The organism is Streptomyces sp. NPDC059002 (assembly GCF_042740435.1).
GTDB lineage: Bacteria > Actinomycetota > Actinomycetes > Streptomycetales > Streptomycetaceae > Streptomyces.
This window is the reverse complement of record NZ_JBHYJI010000004.1, coordinates 65,794-88,642: the sequence shown is the minus strand read 5'-3', so window position 1 is coordinate 88,642 and position 22,849 is coordinate 65,794. Positions and strand designations below refer to the sequence as shown.

19 protein-coding genes are annotated in these 22,849 nt (G+C 72.1%); 13 read left to right on the top strand and 6 right to left on the bottom strand.

Going from position 1 to position 22,849, the window contains the following annotated elements; genetic code table 11:
* Window position 1: 1 nt before the first annotated feature.
* Genes ACFWZ2_RS05800 through ACFWZ2_RS05740 form a run of 13 tightly spaced genes read left to right on the top strand, consistent with a single transcriptional unit; the run spans window position 2 to window position 17,830 of the window.
* Complete coding sequence (locus ACFWZ2_RS05800) at window positions 2–769, top strand: TauD/TfdA dioxygenase family protein (RefSeq protein ID WP_384542357.1); 768 nt, start codon at window positions 2–4, stop codon at window positions 767–769.
* Between the two features lie 13 nt (window positions 770–782).
* Entirely contained in the window at window positions 783–2,135 is a 1,353-nt protein-coding gene (locus ACFWZ2_RS05795; RefSeq protein ID WP_384542355.1) for an asparagine synthase C-terminal domain-containing protein, read from the top strand.
* Between the two features lie 18 nt (window positions 2,136–2,153).
* Complete coding sequence (locus ACFWZ2_RS05790; protein WP_384542352.1) at window positions 2,154–2,936, top strand: enoyl-CoA hydratase/isomerase family protein; 783 nt, start codon at window positions 2,154–2,156, stop codon at window positions 2,934–2,936.
* Entirely contained in the window at window positions 2,933–4,420 is a 1,488-nt protein-coding gene (locus ACFWZ2_RS05785; RefSeq protein ID WP_384542349.1) for a class I adenylate-forming enzyme family protein, read from the top strand. Before ACFWZ2_RS05790 ends, ACFWZ2_RS05785 begins: the two co-directional genes overlap by 4 nt.
* Window positions 4,417–7,440 (top strand): AMP-binding protein, encoded by a 3,024-nt coding sequence (locus tag ACFWZ2_RS05780; protein WP_384542346.1) that lies wholly within the window; start codon window positions 4,417–4,419, stop codon window positions 7,438–7,440. Before ACFWZ2_RS05785 ends, ACFWZ2_RS05780 begins: the two co-directional genes overlap by 4 nt.
* Entirely contained in the window at window positions 7,433–11,245 is a 3,813-nt protein-coding gene (locus ACFWZ2_RS05775) for an amino acid adenylation domain-containing protein (RefSeq protein WP_384542343.1), read from the top strand. Before ACFWZ2_RS05780 ends, ACFWZ2_RS05775 begins: the two co-directional genes overlap by 8 nt.
* Window positions 11,242–11,505, top strand: a complete 264-nt coding sequence (locus ACFWZ2_RS05770) for an acyl carrier protein (RefSeq protein ID WP_384542340.1) — start codon at window positions 11,242–11,244, stop codon at window positions 11,503–11,505. The genes ACFWZ2_RS05775 and ACFWZ2_RS05770 overlap by 4 nt, the downstream gene beginning before the upstream one ends.
* Window positions 11,502–12,653: a hydrolase gene (locus ACFWZ2_RS05765; protein ID WP_384542337.1), complete on the top strand. Its 1,152-nt coding sequence runs from the start codon at window positions 11,502–11,504 to the stop codon at window positions 12,651–12,653. The genes ACFWZ2_RS05770 and ACFWZ2_RS05765 overlap by 4 nt, the downstream gene beginning before the upstream one ends.
* Window positions 12,646–13,410: a TauD/TfdA family dioxygenase gene (locus tag ACFWZ2_RS05760; protein ID WP_384542334.1), complete on the top strand. Its 765-nt coding sequence runs from the start codon at window positions 12,646–12,648 to the stop codon at window positions 13,408–13,410. Before ACFWZ2_RS05765 ends, ACFWZ2_RS05760 begins: the two co-directional genes overlap by 8 nt.
* Before the next feature lie 16 nt (window positions 13,411–13,426).
* Window positions 13,427–14,857 carry an MFS transporter gene (locus ACFWZ2_RS05755; protein WP_384542331.1) on the top strand — a complete coding sequence of 477 codons (1,431 nt, stop codon included), beginning with the start codon at window positions 13,427–13,429 and terminating at the stop codon, window positions 14,855–14,857.
* A gap of 49 nt (window positions 14,858–14,906) precedes the next feature.
* Window positions 14,907–16,223 (top strand): cytochrome P450, encoded by a 1,317-nt coding sequence (locus ACFWZ2_RS05750; RefSeq protein WP_384542328.1) that lies wholly within the window; start codon window positions 14,907–14,909, stop codon window positions 16,221–16,223.
* Window positions 16,207–17,529 carry a crotonyl-CoA carboxylase/reductase gene (gene ccrA, locus ACFWZ2_RS05745; RefSeq protein WP_384542325.1) on the top strand — a complete coding sequence of 441 codons (1,323 nt, stop codon included), beginning with the start codon at window positions 16,207–16,209 and terminating at the stop codon, window positions 17,527–17,529. Before ACFWZ2_RS05750 ends, ccrA begins: the two co-directional genes overlap by 17 nt.
* Window positions 17,530–17,575: 46 nt before the next feature.
* On the top strand, window positions 17,576–17,830 hold the full coding sequence (locus ACFWZ2_RS05740; RefSeq protein WP_384542321.1) for a DUF6332 family protein: 255 nt from the start codon (window positions 17,576–17,578) through the stop codon (window positions 17,828–17,830).
* Between the two features lie 36 nt (window positions 17,831–17,866).
* Here ACFWZ2_RS05740 and ACFWZ2_RS05735 read toward each other — a convergent pair whose 3' ends face one another.
* The 6 genes from ACFWZ2_RS05735 to ACFWZ2_RS05710 form a co-directional block, all read right to left on the bottom strand.
* Window positions 17,867–18,268: a hypothetical protein gene (locus tag ACFWZ2_RS05735; RefSeq protein WP_384542315.1), complete on the bottom strand. Its 402-nt coding sequence runs from the start codon at window positions 18,266–18,268 to the stop codon at window positions 17,867–17,869.
* 51 nt (window positions 18,269–18,319) lie between these two features.
* On the bottom strand, window positions 18,320–19,723 hold the full coding sequence (locus ACFWZ2_RS05730; RefSeq protein ID WP_384542767.1) for an NDP-hexose 2,3-dehydratase family protein: 1,404 nt from the start codon (window positions 19,721–19,723) through the stop codon (window positions 18,320–18,322).
* 53 nt (window positions 19,724–19,776) lie between these two features.
* Window positions 19,777–20,682: an NAD-dependent epimerase/dehydratase family protein gene (locus ACFWZ2_RS05725; RefSeq protein WP_384542312.1), complete on the bottom strand. Its 906-nt coding sequence runs from the start codon at window positions 20,680–20,682 to the stop codon at window positions 19,777–19,779.
* Window positions 20,679–21,854 carry a macrolide family glycosyltransferase gene (locus ACFWZ2_RS05720; RefSeq protein WP_384542309.1) on the bottom strand — a complete coding sequence of 392 codons (1,176 nt, stop codon included), beginning with the start codon at window positions 21,852–21,854 and terminating at the stop codon, window positions 20,679–20,681. Before ACFWZ2_RS05720 ends, ACFWZ2_RS05725 begins: the two co-directional genes overlap by 4 nt.
* The gene (locus ACFWZ2_RS05715; RefSeq protein WP_384542307.1) at window positions 21,841–22,458 is read right to left on the bottom strand and encodes a flavoprotein; all 618 of its coding nucleotides are present in this window, start codon (window positions 22,456–22,458) and stop codon (window positions 21,841–21,843) included. The genes ACFWZ2_RS05720 and ACFWZ2_RS05715 overlap by 14 nt, the downstream gene beginning before the upstream one ends.
* A gap of 102 nt (window positions 22,459–22,560) precedes the next feature.
* Window positions 22,561–22,701, bottom strand: a complete 141-nt coding sequence (locus tag ACFWZ2_RS05710; protein ID WP_157877745.1) for a hypothetical protein — start codon at window positions 22,699–22,701, stop codon at window positions 22,561–22,563.
* Window positions 22,702–22,849: the final 148 nt, after the last annotated feature.

Here is a 22,849-nt window from a genome sequence, read left to right as displayed (position 1 = left end):
CGTGGCCGACTCGCTGCACATGGCAGACATCGCGCGGCGCGCGTGGTGCACGCCTGATGAACGTCATGAATTCCGGGAAAGACTCGACGACTGCGGATTCGTCGTCCTCGATCCCGGCGACACGGACGACCTGGTCCTCGACGACATCATGCGGGGCCTCGGCGAGCCGGTCGCCTACAACTTCGGCACCAAGCTCACCCTCATGCCGGACGAGGGCAGCGAGAACGTTCAATTCACCACCCGTGGAATGCCGTTGCACGCCGACGCGACCTTCAACGCGGGGCCGCCGGTGAAGTACATCGGAATGCACTGCGTCACGGCACCGGAAGTGGGCGGGGAAACCCTGGTCGCCAGTTCCGACGCGTTCTTCGAGCACGCCCCGGCCGAACTCCTCGAGACGATGAGCGGCATCGTCGTCGAATACCGCAACCGGATATCCGGCTATTACAAGGACCGGCCCGAGGGAGACCACCCCCGGCTCGCGCCGATCCAGGTCGATCCGGAGACCGGCGGGAAGCGACTGGTCATCGGCTTCAGCGACGCCGACGATCCGACGCGCACCCACGACTCCGTGGTGGTCGGATACGGCGAGGAGGAAAGCGCCGAACTGCTCCGGGAGATCAGCGCGGTGCTGCACCGGCCGAGCGTGCTCTACGCCCACGCATGGCGGCCCGGCCAGGTGATGATCCTGGACAACCGGCGGCTCGTGCACGGCCGCGCCGCCTTCCCCGGCCAGCCCCGCAAGATCGTCCGCCTGTCGGTTTCCTGAGCTCGGGGGACAGATGAACAGCTTTCCTTCGCTCCTGCTGGACGTCCGAAACCGCCGCGACGGCCTGGTGACACGGGTCGGCCCGGCCGGAGAACCGAGCACGACCGGCCACCTCCTCGTCGAGGAGCTGGGCCGCGGCCTGCCGCTGCCCGCGGGCGCGGACAGCTGCGGCACCATCGAGTGGAGCGGCGACCGGGTGGTGATCCGCACCAGCCCGCAGAACCCCACGGTGCTGTACCGCTGGGGCGAACCCGGCGCCGACCGCTTCCTCATCGGGACCGACCTCGCCGACCTCACCGCCCGCGTCGTCCCCGGCACGGCGGCGGACCACGACCGCACCGGGCGACTGCGCGCCGCACGCGGGTCGATCCACAAGATCGGTGGCGGCCGTACGGTCGTCCTCGCCCGTGCCGGTGGCACGGTGGAGATCACCGAGACGGTCACGCACAGCTGGAAGGCGTCGCCCGTGCGGGGCGAGAGCGCCGTCGAGGCGGGCGACCGGCAGATCGAGGTGCTGCGCCGGCAGATCGTCAACGCCGGTGAGCCGCGGCCCGTCACCGCTGTCGTCTCCGGCGGGGTCGACTCGGGTCTGGTCGCCGCGCTGGCCAAGGAAGCCGGAATGCTCGACCACCTCGCCACCCTGGGCACCCCGTGGGGCGACGAATACGCGACGGCGGACGAGCTCGGCGAGCACCTGGGCATGCCCGTGCGCCACATCGGGCTGACGGAGGAGGACATCCTCCGCGCCCTGCCGGAAACCGTCCGCATGCTCGGCGCCCCGGGCGCGGAAGCCGTGGCCGGGGGCGTCGCCCTCGTGGCGGTCTACCGGAGCGGGCGGCTGCCCCGCGGGACCGTACTGACCGGCGTCGGCGCCGACTTCATCAACTCCGGCCTGCGCGTCGACGCGGGTCCGGTCGCCGATCTGCGGCAGGCGGTCGCCCAGTGCCTGGCCGACGCGGCGCTCGCCGGGGAGCTGTCGGGCCTCGCGGCCGCGGCGCACGGCTACACGCTGCGCCACATGTACTGGAACACGCCCGTGATCCAGTCCGCGCTCGACACCGATCCCGGCGTCATGCGCCACCGCGACCGGGAGAAGGGCCATATGCGCGCGGCGGCGACGCGGCTCCTGCCGGACCGCATCGCGTGGCGGCGCAAGCAGGCGCTCCACCACGGCAGTGGTGTGCACCGCAATCTGGAGGGCGCCATCGCCCGGCGCGTCGGCGTGCACACCGTCGACGTCGAACGGTTCTACGAGTGCGTCGGCTTCGAACTCGCGGACACGCTGGCCGTGTCGCCGGACGAGCCGGTCGACTCGGACACCTGCCTGCAGGGCGCGATCTCCAGGTACGTCCGTGAGCACTGTTGAGGAACGGGGAACCGCACCATGGCACTGATTGACGTAACCGATGTCGACCGGACCCGGGTCCTGACCCTGGCGCACGAGAAGCCGACGAATCCGTTCGGCAAGGAGATGGCGCACCTCTTCATGGAGGCCGTCGGCAAGGCGGACGCCGACGACGACGTCGACGCCGTCGTGGTCTTCGGCGGGCAGGACCGATGTTTCAGCGCGGGCGGCAACTTCAACGAGGCCCGGCTCCTTGCCACGGACGAGGCCATCAACGAAACCATCGACTGGTGCACCGACCTCTATCTGTCGGTCCTGAACACCCGCAAACCCACCGTCGCGGCGATCGACCGGCACGCCATCGGCCTGGGGTTCCAGCTGGCCATGATGTTCGACTGGAAGATCATGTCGACGCGCGCGGACCTGGTGATGCCCGAGCTGGAACACGGCATCGGCGCCTCCATGGCCGCCACCATCCTCTCCACGGCCTGCGGCCACGACGTCGCCCGCCACGTCATCATGTCGTGCCGTCCCATCGGCCCCGACACGGCACGGGACCGGCGCATGGTGGACGAGATCTGCGAACCGGAGTTCCTGCTCGAACGGGCGCTGCAGCGCGCCGCCCGCATGGGCCGGTATCCGGAGATCGCGTTCTCGGCGACCAAGCGGGTGCTCGTCACCCCCATGCGGGAGGCCCTGGAGAACAGCCGCGAGGCCTCCAAGGCGGTGCACCGGGCGACGTTCGGCGCCAAAGCGATGCACAAGCACTTCGACAACGTCCTGGGCACCGGCGGCGGACAGGGCAGGGGCGCCGCCTCATGACGGCCGGCAGCCACCCGGCCAAGGCCGGCGGAACCGAAGAGGGCGCGCTCTACTCGGCGTTGCGTGCCGTCACGGGACGCGGCCCGGACGCACCGGCGGTGGTGGGGTACGACGGCGTCGCGCGGTCCCGTGGCCGACTGCTCCAGGCGGCCGACGCCATCGCCGCGTCGCTCGGCGGGCACGGCCCGTCCCGCCGCGCCGTCGGCCTGGCCGTCGACGATCCGTTCACCTTCGTCGCCTCCTACTTCGCGGCCGCCAAGCTCGGCCTGGTCGTCGTCCTGCTCGACGGCGACGCGGCCCCCGAGGAACTGGCGCGCCTGGCCGCGAAGTTCGACCTGTCCCTGCTGATACGGGACGGCGCGGCGGGCAGCGGCTCCATCGAGGCCGAGGCGGTGGGCACGGCCCCCGCGGGCGCCCCCGCACCGCACGACTACCGGCCCACCGACTTCGTGGTGCACTGCACCTCCGGCTCGACCGGGGAGCCCAAGGGCGTCGTCATGAGCCAGGCCGCGGTCATGGAACGCGTACGGTCCTGGTCGCAGGAGGGCGAACTGAGGCCGTCCGACGTGGTGTTGTGCGCCCTGCCGCTCTGGCACGGGCACGGCATCGACGTCCTGACGCTGCCCAGCCTGCTGAGCGGGGCGAAGGTCGTCTTCACCCGCGGCAGGCAGCTCACCGCCCGTGGTCTTGCCGGTCTCGTCGCGCGGCACGCGGTGACCGTCGTCAGCGGGCTTCCCGTGATGTACCAGACGCTGGTCGCCGCCGAGGGCGTGGACGGGGCGAAGCTCGGCTCGCTGCGACTCGCCCTCACGGGCAGCGCGCCGATCGGCGCCGACACCCAGGCGCGGTTCCGCGAGCGGTTCGGGCTGCCGCTGCGCCAGGGGTACGGCCTCGGTGAGATCGGCGTCATCACCTACGACGGCAAGGACGCGGGACCCGGCTCGATCGGGCTGCCCATGCCGGGGATCGAATGGCGCCTCGACCCCGTCGACCCGTCCGAAGGGCCCGGGGGAATCTGCGAACTGTGGGTGCGCGGGCCGTCCCTGGCGCGCGGGTACTACCGCGACGCGGCGGCGGAGGCCGAGATGTTCGTGGACGGCTGGCTGCGGACGCACGACCTCGTCGTCGAGGAGCCGGACGGCTGGTTCATCCGCGGGCGCAGGTCCAGCTTCATCAACGTATCCGGCAACAAGGTCGCACCCCTTGAGGTGGAGACGGCGCTCCGGGCCTGCGACGGGGTCGTCGACTGCGCGGTCGCCGGAGTGCCCGACGGCGAGGGCGGCGAGCAGATCGCCGCGCTGGTCGTGGCCGGTCCCGGCCGCACGGTGGAGTCGGTCCGGCGGCAGATGGGGGCCCGGATGCTGCCCCACCAGCTGCCGCAGAAGTACACCTTCGCGGCCACGGTGCCGCGCACCCCGGTGGGCAAGACCGACCACGAAGCCGTCAGACGGCTCATCGAAGGCGTAGGAGCACCCACCGGATGACCGCCGTCGAATGGTGTGGCAGACAGCTGACCCACGCCCAAGTCGAGTCGGCCGTCGGCGCGTTGGCGGAGCGGCTCGCCCCGCTCGGCGTGGCCAGGTCCTGCGTGCTGGTCATGGGGCCGCTGTCGCCCGCGTATGTGATCGGGCTGCTCGCGGCCTGGCGGGCCGGTGCGGTGCCGGTGCCCGTCGACGCCGGGCTGAGCCGGGACCAGTACGCGTGGCTGGACCGCCGTACGTGTCCCGCGGTCGTCATCAGCAGTGATGTCACCCCCGTGGACCAGTACCGCGGCGCGACCGCGGGAACGGCCGAGATCGTGCTCGACGCGGGCACCGGCGAGGTCGTCGTCGACTCGCTGCCGGACGTCCCCCGGCGGGCACGGGTCTTCCGCGACGCGGACGCGGGATATGTGATCCCCACGTCCGGGTCGACGGGCGAACCGAAGGCCGTCGTCGGGAGCTACCGGGGCCTGAGTTCCTTCCTCGCCTGGTTCCGCGAGGAGTTCGCACTCGACGCGACCGACCGGTGCGCCGCCGTCACCCGCGTCAACTTCGACCCGTCGCTGCGGGAACTGCTCGGTGTGCTCGGCGCGGGAGGAACGCTGTCACTGCCGCCCGTCGACGCCCAGCTGGACTTCTCGGCGCTGGCGGGACACTTCATCGATTCCGCCCCGACGACGGCATTTCTCGTGCCGTCCATCGCGATGCGTCTGGCCGGTGAACTGCGTTCTGCCGACGCCCAGTTGACAGACCTCCGGCTCGTCTTCTTCGCGGGCGAGACGCTCGGCCGACGTGTCGTCGAAGAGTGGGCCGCGATCGCTCCCAACGCCGAGATCGTGAACCTGTACGGGCAGACCGAGGCGACCCTCGCCCAGCTGTACCGGCGCCACGTACAGCGCTTCGAGCACGGCGCGGAAGAGGCGACACCGGTCGGAAGGGTCCGCCCCGGCATCGAGGTGACCATCGACGAGCCCGACGGCGAGGGAATCGGCGAGGTGCTCCTCACCGCGGACGCACCGGCACTCGGGGTGCTCGGCGCCGCGGCCGGGGACGCGCCCGGCGCGCACGACGTCGTGCCGTTCGCCGTACCGCTGCGGACCGGTGATCTCGGATACCGCGGCGCCGACGGCGACATCGTCCTGGTCGGCCGCTGCGGCAACGACATCAAGTTCGCGGGGCGGCGCGTCTCCTTCCACGGATTCATCGACGCCGTCGAGGCGTTGGACGGCGTCGGGCAGTGCGTCGTCGTCGACCGGGAAGGCCCCCAGATCTTCGTCGCGGCCGCACCGCACGACTTCGCGGCCGCACCGCACGACGACGCGGCCGCCGAGGGCCTGCGTGCCGCCGTCCACCGCATCGGCCGGGAGAAGCACCTGCCCAGGTTCGCACTGCACGTGCGCGCGCAGCTGCCGATGCTGCGCAGCGGAAAGGTGGACCGGCGCGCGCTGATCGCGTCCGCCGACCTCCTGGCATCCGCCCCCGCCGCCACGGACCCGGCGGCGGGCGACGCGGAGCCCGCGGGGATCGAGCAGGTCCTGCGCGCGGCCCTGGGCTGCGAGGGCGACGACGCGACCGGATTCGCCGAAGCAGGCGTCTCGTCCCTCGACATGGCTGTCGCCGTGGCGAAGATACGGAGGCGCTACGGGCTCCGGCTGACCGTCCAGGAGTGCTTCGCCCTGCGCGATGTGGCGGCGCTGGCCCGCGAGATCGAGAAGCGGCAGCACGTCGCGGTCCCGGTCGCCGACGGGGAGACCGCGGGCGGGGCGGCCGGGCCCGGCACCCCCTACCCGCTGTCGACCCGGCAGGTCGGGTACATGTGGGTCTGCATGGCCGACGGCAACGCGAACTGGTGCAACCTGTCCCGGGAGATCCGGTTCGACCGGCGCCATGCCGCCGCCGAGGTCGAGCAGGCGCTGCACACGCTGCTCCGGCGCCACGACGCACTCGCCCTGGCGCTCACCCCTGGCGGAGATCGGCAAACCTTCACGGATCCGGGGGAGTTGACCTGCCCGGTCCGTGCCGTGGCCACCGACGACCCCGTGGACTCGGCGGAGTTCCGCGCAAGGCTGCAGGCCGAGCGCGGCGCCCTGGTGGCCGAGCTGATCGACCCCACGGCTCCGCCGCCGCTGCGGGCCGTGCTGGTGGCGGGCGCCGACGGCTGTTCGGTCGTGCTGGCCGTCCACCACTTGTTCGTGGACGGCCTCGGCCTCGATGTGCTGGCCGGTGAGCTGACCGCACTCCTGACCGGACGAGGACTCGAACCCGCCGGGCCCCCGGACGGCTATCGCGACTACTGCGTGGCGACCGCGCGTACGGAGCTGCCCCACGCGGCCGCCGACTACTGGCGGCAACTGCTGGACGGCGTCACCCAGTTCCGGCTGCCCGAAGCCACCGGCAGCGACGCGGCGCAGGGCGAGCTGGTCTCGAAACCCCTCGGCGCCCTGTGCACGCGTGCCGTGCACCGGATCGCGGAGGACCTCGGTGTCTCCGCGTTCACCGTGGTCCTTGCCGCCTTCGAGAGGGCCGTCGCGGAGACCTTCGGCGTCGACCGGCCGCCCGTCATCGTGGTGGGGCAGCACCGCGGGGACAGCCCGGCCGACGTGGTCGGGAACTTCACCACCACCCTCGTCGTCCGTACGCCTGGTGCCGGATCCCTGCGCCACGACATCGCCGCCGTCGCACGCCAGCTGGCCGACGGCGCGGCCCACAGCGACTGGGAGTTCGACCAGCGCGTCACCGATCTGGGGCTGACCGGCGCGGACTGCTTCCCGCTGTCCACGGTCCTGTTCAACCAGCGCCCCATGCCCCGCGACCTGCGCGCCCGCGACCTCGGCGACTGGCAGCCGCGGGCACTGGGCCGGGGGCTGCGCTACCAACTGCAGGGAGAGCTCCAGATGTCCGGCAGGGAGATGGTCGTCGGCTACTACTACCGGAAGGGCATCTCCGGCGACGGCGTGATCGAGCGAGTGCACCGCGTTCTTCTGTGGACGATCCGCGCGGGACAGGAGGCGCTCCATGACTGAATCCACCGTGTCCGCGGCGCACCCGCCGTACGCACTGGGACCGATCCAGCGCGGGTATCTGGTCGGCGACCAGGACGGACTCGAACTGCGCGGCCCAGCACGGTACTACGTCGCCTGTGACCTGGACCCGGCCCGCGCGGACGGCGTCCAGGCGCGACTCGACCGGCTGGTGCGCGAGAACCCCGTCCTGCGTCTGCGCGTCGGCGACGACCTGACACTGTCGCGGCTCGACGACGACGTGAGCGTTCCGGTGACCGTGCACGCGGCCACCGAAGAGACGTTCCCCGCGATCGACAGCGGGGTGCGCGACGCGTTCCGCTCCGACCGCCTCGAGTTCGACGCCTGGCCGCAGCTGAAGGTCACCCTCGTGCGCACGCCCCGCAGGGCGCGGCTCCATCTGGTCTACGCACTGTGGCTGATGGACGCGGCGTCGCTCGCGGACTTCCTCGAAGGGCTGGTGTCCACCGAGGCCGAGGCCGAGACCGGGGCGGCGGGTCCAACGTCCGCCCCGGCGGATCCGGTTCCGGCCCTGCCCCGGACCACGGCCCGCCGACGGGAACGCGACGAACGCTACTGGCGAGGCGTGGCCCCGCGGCTGCCGGAGGCTGCCGAGGTGCCGCTGCGCCCCGGCTGGCGGCAGCCCGGCCGGTCCGTCATGCACCGCATGCTGCTCATCGACGAAGCCTCGGCGGGCGCGCTGGCGGCCCGTGCGCGGCGGCACGGCCTGACCCTGCCGATGGTCTTCCTGACGGTGTACGGGGCGCTCCTCGGCGCGGTCGGCGGCGACCGGCCGCACACGCTCACGCTCGTCCACTCCCAGCGGGACGAGGCCGGTGCCGGGCAGGCGATCGGCAACTACGGCGACACCGTTCCGCTGGCGATACCGGAGCGGGCGGGACGCGACGTCGTCACGCTCGCGCGGGAAGTGCAGGGCCGCTACCTGGAGCAGTTGCTGCACGCGTCGCTCAACGGCTTCGACATCGCACGCCTCGCCGGTGCGGGCACGGACCGGAGCCGCCTGCGGCACCCCTTCGCCTTCACATCGGTGGCACTCGACACCGGACGCGAGGAGGCGCTCGGCCTGCGCCGTGTCTGGGACAGCATTCAACTCAGGGTGCCGCAGGTCCTCCTGGACCATCAGGTCGGCGTGGACGCCAACGGCACGATCCGGCTGGGCTTCGACTGGCGTACGGACGCGTTCGACGAAGGGTTCGTCACCGACTTCATCGACGCCTACGCCCGCATGGTCGCCCAACTGGCCGCGGACGAGGCGAGTTGGACCCGACCGGCCGGGCGACCGGACCCTGAGCCCACCGCCATCCGGGCCGCCACCCGCTCCGCGGCCCCCATGACCCTGCAGCGGCGCGTCATGGAGACCGCCGAGCGCGTGCCCGACGCCATCGCGGTCCATGACGAGGAGGGCTCTCTCACCTACCGCATGCTGGCCGACGCCGCCGCGGACGTCGCGGGGCGCCTGGTGGCGGCGGGCGTCGGCGTCGGTGATCACGTGGCGGTCCAGCTGCCGCGCGGCCGTGACCAAGTCGTCGCGATCCTCGGCACGTTGCTCGCCGGTGGTGTGTTCGTCCCGCTGGACCACGGGCTGCCGTCCGGGCGCCTCGACCGCATCGCCCGTCAAGCGGGGCTGCGCTGCGTGGTGACCACGGCGGAGGCGGGCGAAGCCGGTCACTGGCAGCGCCGCGGGGTCCGCCCGCTCGCCCCGGCATCGGCGGCGGCACGGGCGCGGAGCCTCCCGCCGGACCGCGGCGCGCCCGACGTCGCGTACGTCATCTTCACCTCGGGGTCGACGGGGGAGCCCAAGGGCGTGGTGATCCGCCACGCCGCCGTCCTGAACACCATCGACGCGATCAACGACATGGTCGGCCTCGGCCCCGCGGACAGCGTGCTCGCGGTGTCGTCGATCGGCTTCGACCTGTCGGTGTACGACCTGTTCGGTCCGCTGCTCGTCGGCGCGTCGGTGACGGTCCTCTCGGAGGACACCGCGCGCACCCCGTCGGCCTGGCAGAAGGCGGTCATGGCCCATGGGGTGACCGTCTGGAACTCGGCTCCCGCGCTTGCCTCGCTGCTCGCGGAGGAAGGCGGCACCCTGCCCTCGCTCCGTGCCTTCCTGCTCAGCGGGGACTGGATTCCGCTGCACTTGGCCGGTGCGCTGCGGGAGTTGTCCCCGGAGGCCGACGTCATCAGCCTCGGCGGTGCCACCGAGGGCTCCATCTGGTCGATCCACCACCGGATCACCGAGGCCGACCGCTCCGGCCGGTCCGTCCCGTACGGAAAGGCGCTGCCCGGACAGGCCATGCTCGTCCTGGACGCGCAGGGGCGCACGTGCCCGGACTGGCACATCGGCGAGATCCACATCGGCGGGGCGGGCGTCGCCGACGGCTATCTGAACGATCCGGTCCGTACCGCCGAGGCGTTCGCCGACGATCCCGAGTACGGCTGGGTCTACCGGACCGGCGACCGCGGCCGTCGCGGTCCCGACGGCGTCATCGAGTTCCTCGGCAGGGCCGACGCCCAAGTGCAGGTCAACGGTGCCCGGGTGGAGCTCGGCGAGATCGAGTCGCGGCTCGACGCGCTCGCCCCAGTGCGCGCCAGCGCCGCCTGCGTCGCGGAGGAGGGCGGGGGCGTTCTCGCCTGTGTGACCTTGACGCCCGACGCGCCGGCCGACTGGCGGGAGCGGAGCATGGCGGCGCTGCGGGACGAACTGCCGTCGTACATGGTCCCGTTCGCGCTCGTCGACGTCGACGAGATCCCGCTGACCGTCAACGGCAAGGTCGATCAGCGCAGGCTTCGGGCGCGCGCAGCCGCGACCGGTGCACCGGCGCAGCCGCCCGTGTCCCACGGCCTCCGACTCCACGTCCACGAAGTCGAGTGGTGCTGGAAGGAGATCCTCGGACGGGCCGCGGGGCCGGAGGGTTTCCTGGAGTCGGGCGGCAGCTCCCTGGACGCGATCCGGCTGCTCTCGCTGCTGCGCGGCAGGTTCGGACACGACATCTCACTCGGACGGTTCCTCATGGACCCGACCGTGACCGGCCTCGCGCAACTGTGCGGAGCCGCACGGGGGCCGGAGGGCCCCGCCGTGTGGAGCTTCGCCCCGCGCACGGTGGCGGGCCCGCGCGGCCGGGTGGTCTTCTTCCCGCCGGTCGGCGGCGGTGTCGCCTGCTACTCGGGGCTGATCCAGAGCCTGCCGGGGGACCTCGACGTCCACGTGCTCGGCCTCGACCGGCCCTTCGAACCCCCCGACCGGACCACGGGACTGACCGCCGCCGCGGGCGCCTGCCTCGAACGCCTCGCGGCGCAGACCACGGACCCGGGGGTGCCCTGCGTCTTCGTCGGCTGGTCCTTCGGCGGCGCGCTCGCCGTCGAGGCGGCACGGTCGGCGCCCCGCCCGCCCACGCGGGTCGTCGTCGTCGACACCCCGGTCTCCGCCGACGCACGGCACTGCGACGACACCGACGCGGCCCTCCTCGCCGGATTCGTCGGCGACCTCCGGCACGCGGGCGGCGTGGCCGTGACCGAGGCCGACGTGAGCGGCGATCCGGCACTGCACCGCAGGTTCGAGGTGTACCGGCAGAACATGCTGCTGCTGCGGGACTGGCAGCCGCGCTCTTTGGAGACCCCCGTCGTCGAATGCCGCGCCGGGCAACGGCCGGCCGAGCCCGACCCGGGCGCCTGGCGGCGATGGTCGCCGACGCTGCGCACGGTCGCGCTGACCGGCGGGCACTTCGACGTATTCACGCCACAGAACGCGTCCCGCGTGCGGGACGAGATCGAGGGGGGACTTCGGTGAACGAACCCATGGTGTCCGAGGCGATCGCCGCCGAACTGCGCGAGCAGGGCTATCCGTTCGGCCCGGACGAGTACCACACGGACCTGATCGGCGCCGGAGTCAACTCCGTGAACCTGATCAGACTCCTTTCGCGCCTGGAGGACCGGTTCGACATGGAATTCGAGGCCGCCCGGCTCTTCGGCGAGCAGGTGACGGTCGCGCGGCTGGCGGACGTGATCCTCGCTCGTACGGCACGGGCCGCGGAGGGGAGGAACTCATGACGGCCACCCACCCGGCACCTCTGCGGGAACGGGCCCGGCACATCGCCGCGCTCGCCGCGGAGCGCGCCGACAAGGCCGAGGCCGCGCGCACCCCGGACCCCGACGTGATGGAAGCGGTGACCGCCGCCGGATTCACGAACCACTTCGCACCGCCGCCGTACGGGAACCCGCAGAGCACCTTCCTGGAACTGAAACGGGCCGCGGTCGTCATCGGCGCGGAGTGCCCGGCGACCGCCTGGTGCGCGGTCCTCGCGGCGCTCATGGCCCGCGCGGCGGGCCATCTGCCGCCGGAAGGACAGCGGCGGCTGTGGGCCAAGGGGCCGGGCACCCTCATCGCGGGCGGAGTGACCCCCAGGGGCACCGCCGCCCCGGCCGACGGCGGCTGGACGCTGTCCGGGGCCTGGCCCTCGGTGACGGCGGCGGAGCACGCCGACTGGATGCTCCTCGCGGCCCGCGTGGCGGGCGCGGCGGCGGACCCGGTGGCCGGTGCCCGGGTGTTCCTCGTGCCCTGCGACGCGGTGCGCGTCGAGAAGACCTGGGACGACATCGGGATGCGGGCCACCGGCAGCCACACCGTGGTCGTCGACCGGGCCTTCGTCGCGGCACCGATGACGTTCCCGCTGGCGTGCTTCGCGGAACTCGACGACCCGCAGCCCGGTCCCGACGGCCGCGCGGTGCCGCTCCTCGCGGTGAACACGTTCATGTTCAGCCTGGCGATGCTCGGCGCGGCCCGGGGCGCGGTGCGCTGCTGGGAGCGGCTGGCCGGGGCGCGGATCCGCGAGCGCCCGGCCGGATACGACCCGGTCATCTCCCACTACGCCGATGTGTTCGCGCGCAGTTCCGGCGAGATCGACGCGGCCGACCTGCTGCTCGACCGCGTCGGAGAGTTCATCGACACGGCCGGGGCCGTGACCCGCGCGGACGTGGCGCGCAATCAACGGGACTGCGCCTTCGCGGCCGATCTGCTCGTCGGCGCGGTGGACCGGCTGATGCGCGCGTCCGGCTCCGGCGGCCACAGCACCGGCTCGGTCCTGCAGCGGCTCTGGCGCGACGTGCACACGGCGGGCGCGCACGCCGCGCTGCAGTTCGGCCCCGCGGCGGCGAGCTACGCCCGGGAAGTCCTGAAGGGGGACGACGCGCATGCATGAGATCACCGACATGCGGGAACTGGCCGCGGCGGCGCGGTGCGACCGGGGGCCCTCGTCCCCGTACCTGGAGAAGCTGGAGCGCCACGGCTTCGTCGTCATGGAGCCCGAGGGCCCGGAGCAGATGCCCCTGGAGGACATCATGGCCCCGCTCGGCGACCCGGCCTCGTACCGGTTCGGCACGCAGCTGATCCAGGAACAGCGCGCGGACACCGACAACTCCCAGTTCCGGACCGGCGCGATACCGATGCACGTGGACGCGCACCTGAACGCCAACGCGGTCAGCTACATGGGGTGGGAGTGCCTCGAAGCCCCGTACGAAGGCGGCGAGACGCTCATCGCGAGCAGCGCGGCCTTCTTCGCGGCGGCACCGGACGACCTGGTGGGGACGCTGCGCGGCATCGAGATCGAGTACTGGTCGAGGGTGTCCGGGTTCTACGCGGAGCGGCCCGGGGGGAATCCGGTCGTGGCGCCGATCCAGGTGGACCCCGTGACGGGCGCGGACGCGCTGTGCGTCGGCGTCGACTTCCCGGCGGATCCGAGCCGCAATTTCGGTGCGGCCGTGGTCGGTTACGGCAAGGAGCGGAGCCTGGAGCTCTTCGAGCGTCTCGCCCAGGTGCTGAGCCGTCCCGAGGTCGTGTACGCGCACCGGTGGCGGGCCGGACAGGTGCTGCTGATGGACAACCGTCGCGTCCTGCACGGCCGGGCGGCCTACCCGGCCGATTCCCCGAGGAAGTTGCGCCGCATCTCGGTGAGTTGAAACCGGAGGAGTTCTCTTGCCTGATGTCACCGCGTCGCCCTCTGCCTCATCCGTCCGGGATGCGGCCGGACTTCGTCCGGGCCTGGCGCTGACCACCCTTCTCGCCTGCCAGTTGATGATCACTCTCGATGTCACGGTGATGAACGTCGCGCTCTCGCGCATCCGGTCCGACCTGGACTTCAGCACCGCCGGTCTGTCCTGGGTCATCGACGCGTACACCCTGGTCTTCGGCGGGCTGCTGTTGCTGGGCGGACGGCTCGGCGACCTCATGGGCCGCCGCAGGATGTTCGTGGTGGGCGTGGCCCTGTTCACCGGGGCCTCGCTGGTCGGCGGCCTGGCGCCCACCGCTGGCTGGCTGATCGCGGCGCGCGTCGCGCAAGGCGTCGGCGCCGCCCTGGCGGGACCCAACGCTCTGGCGCTGCTGACCTCGATATTCGTCGAACCGAAGGCCCGGGTGAAGGCGCTGGCGCTGTACTCGGGCATGGCCGGTGCCGGGTTCGCCGTCGGCCTGATCGTCGGTGGTCTGCTGACGCAGTGGCTCGGCTGGCGTGCGGTGCTGTTCATCAACGTCCCGCTGGGCGTGCCCGCGGTCGTGCTGGCCCTGCGGTATCTGCCCGAGGTGCCGCGCGGGCGGGCCCGCCTCGATCTGCCGGGCGCGCTGACCGGGACCGCCGGGGTGGCCGCCCTGGTGTACGGATTCATCAGCGCCGCCGCACGGGGCTGGGGCGATGTGACGACGGGGGTGTCGCTCGGTGCGGGCGTGGTGCTGACCGCGCTGTTCCTCGCCGTCGAGCGGCGGACGGCGGGGCCCTTGCTGCCGCTGAGCCTGTTCGCCGACCGCAATCGCGCGGCCGCCTACACGAATGTCTTCTTCGGCTACATGGCCAGCATGTCGATGTTTTTCTTCCTGTCCCTGTACATGCAGGACGTACGCGGAATGAGCCCGCTGGCGACGGGGTTCGCGTTCCTCCCGACGGCCGTCCTGATGTTCGTACTGATCCGTCTGGTGCCGCTGCTGCTGCGCCGGGTCGGCCCGAAGCCGGTCACGATGGCCGGATCGGCGTCGATGGTCGTCGCGCTGGTGCTGCTCACCCGACTCTCCACCGAAACCCACTACTTCCCGCTCGTGTTCGTCGCGGCGGTCCTGATGGGGTGCGGCACCGGCCTCGCGTTGATGCCGCTCAGCGTCATCATCATGTCCAGCGCGCCGCCGAGCGTGTCCGGGGTGGCGGGCGGCGCGATGCAGACGATCCAGCAGACCGGCGTCGCGCTCGGCCTCGCGATCCTGTCCACGGTGTTCGGCGCGGCCTCCAGGGGCGAGCCGGGTCCACCGCACCAGGTCCTGGTCAGCGGCATCACCGCCGCCTTCGCCGCCGCCGCGACGATGGCGGGGCTGACGCTTCTGGTCACCTTCCTGTTCCGCCGTGACGCACGGGACGGCGCGTAGCGAAGGGTTCGTCGGGCTTCACGAGATTCGCGGCTTAGAGGAGGTCGTTGTGGCTACAGACTCTGTCCACCGCTTGAGCGGGGATTTCTTCCAGAACCCGCATGCCGTGTACCGGGAGTTGAACGAGCGGGGCCCCGTGCACCGCGTCGAGTTTCCCAGCGGCATGAACGCATGGCTGGTCACCGGATACGACCTCGCCAAGGAGGTCCTCACGGATCCCACCCTCAGCAAGGACCTGTACGGCCCGCCGGGCGAGCAGGCCGAGAGCAACGGCAACACCGTCCTCCGCCTGGACCCGCCGGTCAACGACCACATGCTCTACTGCGACCCGCCACGGCACACCCGGCTCCGCAAGATCGCGATGAAGGCACTCTCCAGCGGAACGATCCGCGATTTCACCCCGCGGATGGAGAAGATCGCGGATTCCTTGCTGGACGGGATGGCCGACAGGGCCGGTACGGACGGCATGGCCGGTCAGGAACCGGTCGACCTGCTGCAGGCATACACCTACCCCTTCTCGATCTCGGTCATCTGTGAACTCATCGGCATCCGCGCCTCCGACCGGGCCGAATTCCAGGGCTGGTTGGCGACCCAGGTGTCCACCGCCGACGCCGACGAGAAGCACGCGGCCGCCGCGCGTTTCGAGGCGTACGTCCACCGTCTGTGCGAGGAGCGGGCGGGAAAGGGCGGCGGCGATCTCGTCTCGGAGCTGATGAGCCCCGCCGACGACGGCGACCGCCTTGACCGGCGCGAGCTGGTCGGCATGGTGAACGTGATCCTCCTCGGCAGCCAGGAGACGGTCGCGGGACTCATCGGCAACGCCGTCCTCATCCTCCTCAACCAGCCGCGTCTGCTCGCCGGACTGCGCCGCGACCCGGCCCTGGTCCCGGCGTTCCTGGAGGAGACGCTGCGGTACGAGAGTTCGGGGAACGTCGCGACGCCGCGCTTCACCACGGCGCCGGTCCGCATCGGCGGGCACACGGTGGACAGCGGCCAGATCGTCCTCGTGGCGCCGGCCGCCGCCAACCGCGACCCCGGCCGGTTCGACTGCCCCCACGACATGGACCCGTCGCGGCCCGACAACCGGCACCTGGCCTTCGGGTACGGGGTGCACCGCTGCCCCGGAGCCGCCATGGCCCGCACGGAGTCCCGCATCGCGCTGACCCGCCTCCTGAGCCGCTTCCCCGACCTCTCGCTCGCCGTGGACGCCGAGGAACTGACGTGGCAGCCGAGCCTCATCTCACGAGGTCTCCTGTCGCTCCCGGTCCGGCTCGGGCGGTCCTGCCCCGCTGTCGCGGACGTCGGCAGCCCCATTCCGCAGCAAGAGCAATCGAAGGGATTGGACGCACATGGACGCACTCGCTGAAGCCGTGCTTTCCGGAGCCTCCCCTGATGTCCTCAAGGGCCTTCCGGTACCGGCGGAGTACATGGCGGCACATCTGCGGATCGAGGATGTGGACATCTTCTCCGGCCTCGCGGACAAGGACGTACGGAAGACGATCCGCGTCGGCCCCGTGCCCATGCCGGAACTCGCCCCGGACGAGGTGCTCGTCGCCGTCATGGCGTCGGCGTTGAACTACAACACGGTGTGGTCGGCCAAGTTCGAGCCGATGCCCAGCTTCGGCTTCCTCCGGCACTACGCGAAACAGGGCGGCTGGGCGGCACGGCACGACCAGCCGTTCCATGTGATCGGCTCGGACGCGGCCGGTGTCGTCGTGCGCGCGGGCACCGGCGTACGCAATGTGCGGATCGGCGACCACGTGGTCGTGGCGACCGCGCACGTCGACGACCAGGATCCCGTCACCCACAACGACGGGATGATGGGCGCCGAGCAGCGGGCCTGGGGCTTCGAGACCAACTTCGGCGGCCTCGCCGCCTACGCGGTCGTACGGGCGAGCCAGCTGCTGCCGAAGGCCGCCCATCTCAGCTGGGAGGAAGCCGCCTGCAATCCGCTGTGCGCGGGCACCGCCTACCGCATGCTGATCAGCGAGCGCGGCGCCAACATGCGGCAGGGGGACGTCGTCCTCATCTGGGGCGCGGCCGGTGGCCTGGGCGGCTACGCCGTCCAGATGGTGCGCAACGGCGGCGGCATCCCCGTCGGGGTCGTCGGCTCGGACAAGAAGGCCCAGATCGCCCGGGACCTCGGCTGCGAGCTGGTGATCGACCGGCGCGACATCGGCGAGATATCGGCCGACCCGGAGGTCGCGGTCAAGTCGGGGAAGCGGCTCGGGAAAATCATCCGCGAGGAGATCGGCGAGGACCCCAACATCGTGTTCGAGCACGTGGGGCGGGACACCTTCGGCATCTCGGTGTTCGCGGCCCGACGCGGCGGCACGATCGTGACCTGCGGGTCGAGCACGGGCTACCAGCACACCTTCGACAACCGCTATCTGTGGATGCGCCTGAAGAAGATCATCGGGAGCCACGGCGCCAACCTGTACGAGCAGTGGCAGACGAACCGCCTCATCCAGCGCGGCCGCGTCGCCTCGATGCTCTCCGACGTACGCCCCCTGGAATCGGTCGGCGAGGCCGCACGCGCCATTCAGAACAACGCGCACATGGGCAAGATCGGCGTCCTCTGCCTGGCCCCGACGCCGGGCCTCGGCATCACCGACACCGCTCTGCGGGATCGGCTCGGGAGTGACCGGGTGGCGCCGTTGATGCCGGCGTAGGGTCCTCCCAGCCTGCCCCGCGTGCGCCCCGTGTCAGACTCGACTCATGGATATGGGCCGTGAGTCCCGCTGGGAGAAGGACGCGATGACCGTCGAGATCATGTTCGCGCTGTTCAGTGCCGCGTTCATCGCGCTCGCGGTGTTCTTTGCCGTGCTGCTGCCCGGCCTCGTCTGGGAGGTGTCGCCGCGCGTCGGCAAGGGGCTCCAGATGGCCGGTGGGGTGCTGGGGCTCGGGGCGGGCGGGTGGCGGGTGGTGCATGTCCTCGTGAGGTTCGACCGGCATCGGCGCGCGGGGCGCTGACGGGAGCGGGGCGGGGCGGTCCGGGCCGGGCCGGGGTCAGGTGCCGTCCGGGTCGAGGGCCCGGAGGACGGCGGGGGCCTCGTCGGCGTGTACGCGGAGTTCCGTGCGGCCCGATGGGGAGCGGAAGGCGACCGTCGCGCTGTCGGCCGAGGCCATCTCCAGGGCGGGTGCGGTGAAGGGCACGGCGTTGGTGCGGCCCTTGCGGGGCTGCCAGAAGGTGGTCCTGCCGCCCAGCAGGAGGTGGCCGTTCTGCCAGGTGCTTCCGGTGAGTTCGGGGTCCTTCAGGTCGACCGGGATCCTGACGTCCTTGCCCTGGGCGAGCTGGGCGAGCTGGGCGAGGCGGCGTTTCCTGCGGCGCTTCTGCACGAAGCCGATGGGTGGGAAGTAGGCGAGGGCCTCCATGACGACGCGGAAGAGGCCTGCGAGTAGTTCGCCCATGGGTGCTGCGCCCTTCGCCCAGTTTGTGCCGATATGCGGGTGCCGTTGATGTTACGCGGACAGGTGTGGTTCTTCCGTCGTCAGGAGTGACGCGAGGAGCGAGCGCGCCTGCACATTGACGTAATGGCCGTGCTGGGTGAGGGAGTTGAGCTGGCCGGGGGTGACCCAGATGAAGCCGTCCGGTGGTGTCGTGGGGGCCGTGGACTCGTCCGCCTCGACGATCAGATACCGGCTGCGGGCCCGCAGGAACCGGCCGCCCTCCTCGGAGAGCGTCGTACCGAAGAGGACCGCGGACCGCGGGGCGTTCAGCACGTCGGCCAGGAACGGGGGCCGGCGGTCCGGCGGCAGGTGGGCGTGGTTGGCGGGGGTGCACTGGACCGTCGGGCCGAGCTCCACCGTGTCGAGGAAGCCGCCCTCCCTGCGCGCGCAGGCGAGGACATGGCGTACGCCGCCGAAGCGGCGGGTGACGAAGGCGGTGACGCCCGTGCCGAGCGGGTGGAACAGGGGCTGGGTCCACTGGGGGACCTCGCGGCCCTCCGCCCGTACGTTGACGGCCACGACCTCGAAGTAGCGGCCCTCTTCATGGGAGATGGCCCAGCGGTCGCGGTGCCAGCCGGTCACCGAGGAGAGCGGTGTGAGCTCGGCCCGCACGTCGCGCAGGGAGCGTTCCTCGGTGAACCAGGACCGGACCTCCGTGTCGCAGTGCAGGGCCGACGCGGTCTCCGGGGCGAACGGCAGGCAGGCGAGGACGGAGCGGGTGTCCATGTTGACGACGTCGTCGTGGCGCAGGAGTTCGCCGAGCTGGCCCAGCGTCAGCCAGAGGTAGCCGTCGCGGACCGGGACGTCCTCGTCGACCTCGACGACCATGTTGCGGTTCGTCTTGCGGAAGAACCAGGAGCCGTGTTCCGACTGGAGCACGTCGGCCAGGACGCGGCCGCGCGCGGGGCCGGTGAAGTGGCCGAGGTAGGCGACGTCGCGGCCCCGGTGCACCTTCGTGTAGTTGCTCCGGGTGGCCTGCACCGTCGGCGAGAGCTGGATGAGGCCCGCGTTGCCCGGCTCCATCTTGGCCTGCATCAGGAAGTGCAGGACCCCGTCGAACTCCCGGGCGAGCAGCCCGAGTATGCCCACCTCGGGCTGGTTGATGACCGGCTGCCGCCAGGCGTGCGGCGCCGCCCCGCCGACCTCGGCGCGCAGGCCCGCCACCGAGAAGAACCGGCCGCTGCGGTGCGCGAGGTCGCCGGTGCCCGGCGCGAACGACCAGCCGCACAGGGCGTCCAGCGGGATGCGGTCCACGAGGTAGCCGCCGGACCCGGCGCGCGCGGCGAGCAGGCCGGGGACGTCCGCCGTACGGACGCCGGAGCCCTCGCGGGCGAGGACGGAGAGGGCCAGGCGGTCGGCCAGGGCGGCGTCCGCGCGCGGGCGCGGGCCGGGGCCTGTGGCAGGCGGTGAGTCCATGAAGTGCCGGGCGTCCACGCGGTGTTCCGCGTCCGCCAGGTGCTGCGTGGGTGTCATGCGTCCCCTCCTCCGCTCGTCCCCCTGCCGCGGACATAGCGGTCGAGGAGCTCGTCGGGGTAGTCCGGGCCGAGGCCGAACTCCCTCGACTCGGGGACGAGGGAGCACATCAGGCGGGTGGAGACCCGCAGTGTTTCCGGTGGTACGTCGTGGAAGCGGCGGCGTGCCCGGCAGCCGAGCCGCTCCTCGACCCCGGCCACCAGCCGCTCGGCGGGCACGGCCGTCCCCGAGGCGACGTTGACGACGCGCCCGTGCACGCCGAGGGCGAGCAGCCGGTCGAGCACGACGAGGAAGTGGCGTACGTCGAGGAGGTCGCGCCGCGCGCCGCGGTGCACGGCGACCTCGCCCGACCTGATCTGGCGCACCAGCGAGGGCACCAGCTGCCGGGCGTTCTGCTGGGTGCCGACGAGATGGCTCAGGCGCAGCGTCAGCCAGCGGGCGCCGGAGTCGGCGACGAGCCGCTCCATGGCGAGCTTGTGCCTGCCGTACGCGGAGAACGGCGCGGGCGCGCCGTCCTCACGGCCCTCGCCCTCCCTGCCGTACAGGCCGCCCGCCGCGGAGGAGAGGAACACCAGGAGCCGCCCGTGCTCGCGGCACCGCTGCGCCGTGCGCCGGACCAGGAGCTCCTCGCGGCGGAAGCACTCCGGCGAGGTCTCGGAGGTGTCGGAGACACCGGCCGCCACGAGCGTCGCGTACGGGATGTCGGGGCGGGCACCGAAGTGGCGGCGCGCCTGAAGGGCGATGAAGCCGCCGCCGATCACGTCGACGGTCACGTCGGGCGCGGTCACGCCGGGCACGTGCGTGGCGGGTGCGGTCGCGTTCGCGGTGGTCAGGCCCGGGGCGGTCGCGTTCGCGGCGGTCAGCTCCGCGGCGTTCAGGTCCGGTGCGTTCAGCGTGGTCATGACGGGGCGAGCCCGCGTTCCACCGCGTCGGCCGCGGCCCTCGCCCCGCCGAAGCCCCGGATCTCCTCGCGCACCGAGGCGACACGGGCGCGGACGGCCGCGTCGGCGTGCAGCCGCAGCACCGCGGCGCGCACGGCGTCGGGGGAGACCGCGCGCAGCGGGAGCGCAGCGCCGAGGCCGAGTTCCCTCAACCGCAGGGCGTTGCCCGCCTGTTCGCGGAGCCGGGGCACGACGAGCGACGGCACCCCGTGGTACAGGCACTCCATCACGGTCGCCATCCCGCCGTGGTGGACGGCGAGCGACGCCCGGGCGAGGACGGCCCGCTGCGGGACCCACGGGTGCGCCTCAACGCCGTCCGGCAGCGGACCGAGCGCGCCGGGGTCCGTGCGGCTGCCGACGGCCATCACCACCCGCCAGTCCAGACCGGCGAACGCCTCGGCCACGGTCCTGAAGAAGTCCGGGTGCGCGGTGTCGATGGAGCCGAGGGTGACCAGGGCGAGCGGGGGCCCTTCGGGCGGGGGACCGTCCTGCGGGGCGTCGACCGGCGCGAGAGCCGGGCCCGCGAAGGTGAACTCCGGGCCCAGCTCGGCGCCGCCCGGCTGGAACAGCCTCGGCGTCAGGACGAGGCCGCCCGCGAGCCGCGCGGTCAGATGGGCGCGCGCGCCGCCGCGCACACCGTGCTCCGTGAGGAACGCGTCGAGCCCGGCGAGGAACTCCGCGGCCACCGGGTTGGCGCCGGGCGTGCCCGGTTCGGCCAGGGACCAGTGGGTGGGCGACGCCGTGTACGTCCACACCTGGGTCACCGGGATGCGCCACTTCGCGGCGAGCACGCTGCCCGCGCCCGCCGGGTCCTCGGTGAGGACGAGGTCGGGCCGGTCGTCGGCGAAGCTCCGCGCGAGCAGGGGGAGCGTGGCGCGGGCGTCGTCGAGGTAGAGGAGGGGCAGCCGGTGCACCTCGCGCGGCCAGTCGGCCGGGTCGGTGGGCAGCGAGGAGGCCAGGACGACGGGCGTGGCCCCGGCGGAGCGCACCAGCGGGGCGAACTCCTCCGTGGTGACATGGCTGACCCGGTGCCCGCGCCGCACCAGCTCCGCCACCACGCCGAGGAGCGGACTGATGTGGCTGTGCGCGGCGGCGGTGCAGACCGCGATGTGCGCCCGGCTAGCCCCGGTCACCGCTCGCCTCGCCGCCGGGCTTCGCCATCCGGACGCGCAGTTCTTCCAAGTTCGCGATGAGGCGCGGCAGTTGAACCGGCTGGTTGCCGTCGCGCTTGCCGGTCGTCATGCTCAGGCCGGTGACCGGCGGAGCGATCACCACGTTCGGGCGCTCGGCGAGGGCGGCACGGTGGCCGCGCATCGCGGCGCTCTCCCAGCCGCCCGGGGGCAGCGCGGCGGCGAGCGCGATGGGGGCCTCGGTGCACTGCAGGGCCATCACCGCCGGGGTGTCGGCGAGACCGAGCGCGAGGCGCGCGATGAAGTGCATTCCGGCGGGATAGACCGCGACGGCGTCGGGCCAGTTCGCCAGTTCCACATGGAGTTTCCGCGCCTGCGGCTCCTCGGACCAGGCGTCCTCGAACACGACGCGATTGGTGAGTACGGAAAGTCCTTCGCGTGTGACGAAGCGCTGCGCGGACCGGGTGAGAACAATCCGCAATTCGGTCTTCGGGTAACTCACCTGAAACCAGTTCACCCAGAGCGGCAGAAAACTCGCGTTGGAAGATCCGGTGCCGACGAGAAGGAGTCTCTCAATTCCTGTCGGAGGTACCTGGGTGCCAGGCATTCCCCAGTCTTCTTCACGTGGCATGGCGTACTCCGGATCTTGGATGGGAAGGGGCGAATGCCGCCCGGGGGGACCCGGGCGGCACCCGCTTGTGGACCTGCGTCAGCAGCCGCACCACGAGCAGCAGCAGGAGCAGAGGATGGCCTGCGCCTCGTTGTTGTCCGTGTCGTCCTTGAGGAGCTCGTCCTCGGTCAGGGCGTCCACGTCGAGCAGGTCATCGGCGAGCAGGTCAGCGATCGGCACGACTGTCTCCTTCACTGTGCAGAAGAGATACCGGTGAACGGGACAGCTCACCGGAGCCACCGCCCGAGGCGAGTGGCCGCCCTCATGATGTCCGCGGCGAATGGTGAATTCTTCAGCCGCTCACCTGGTTTCTCGGACCCCGTTCCGG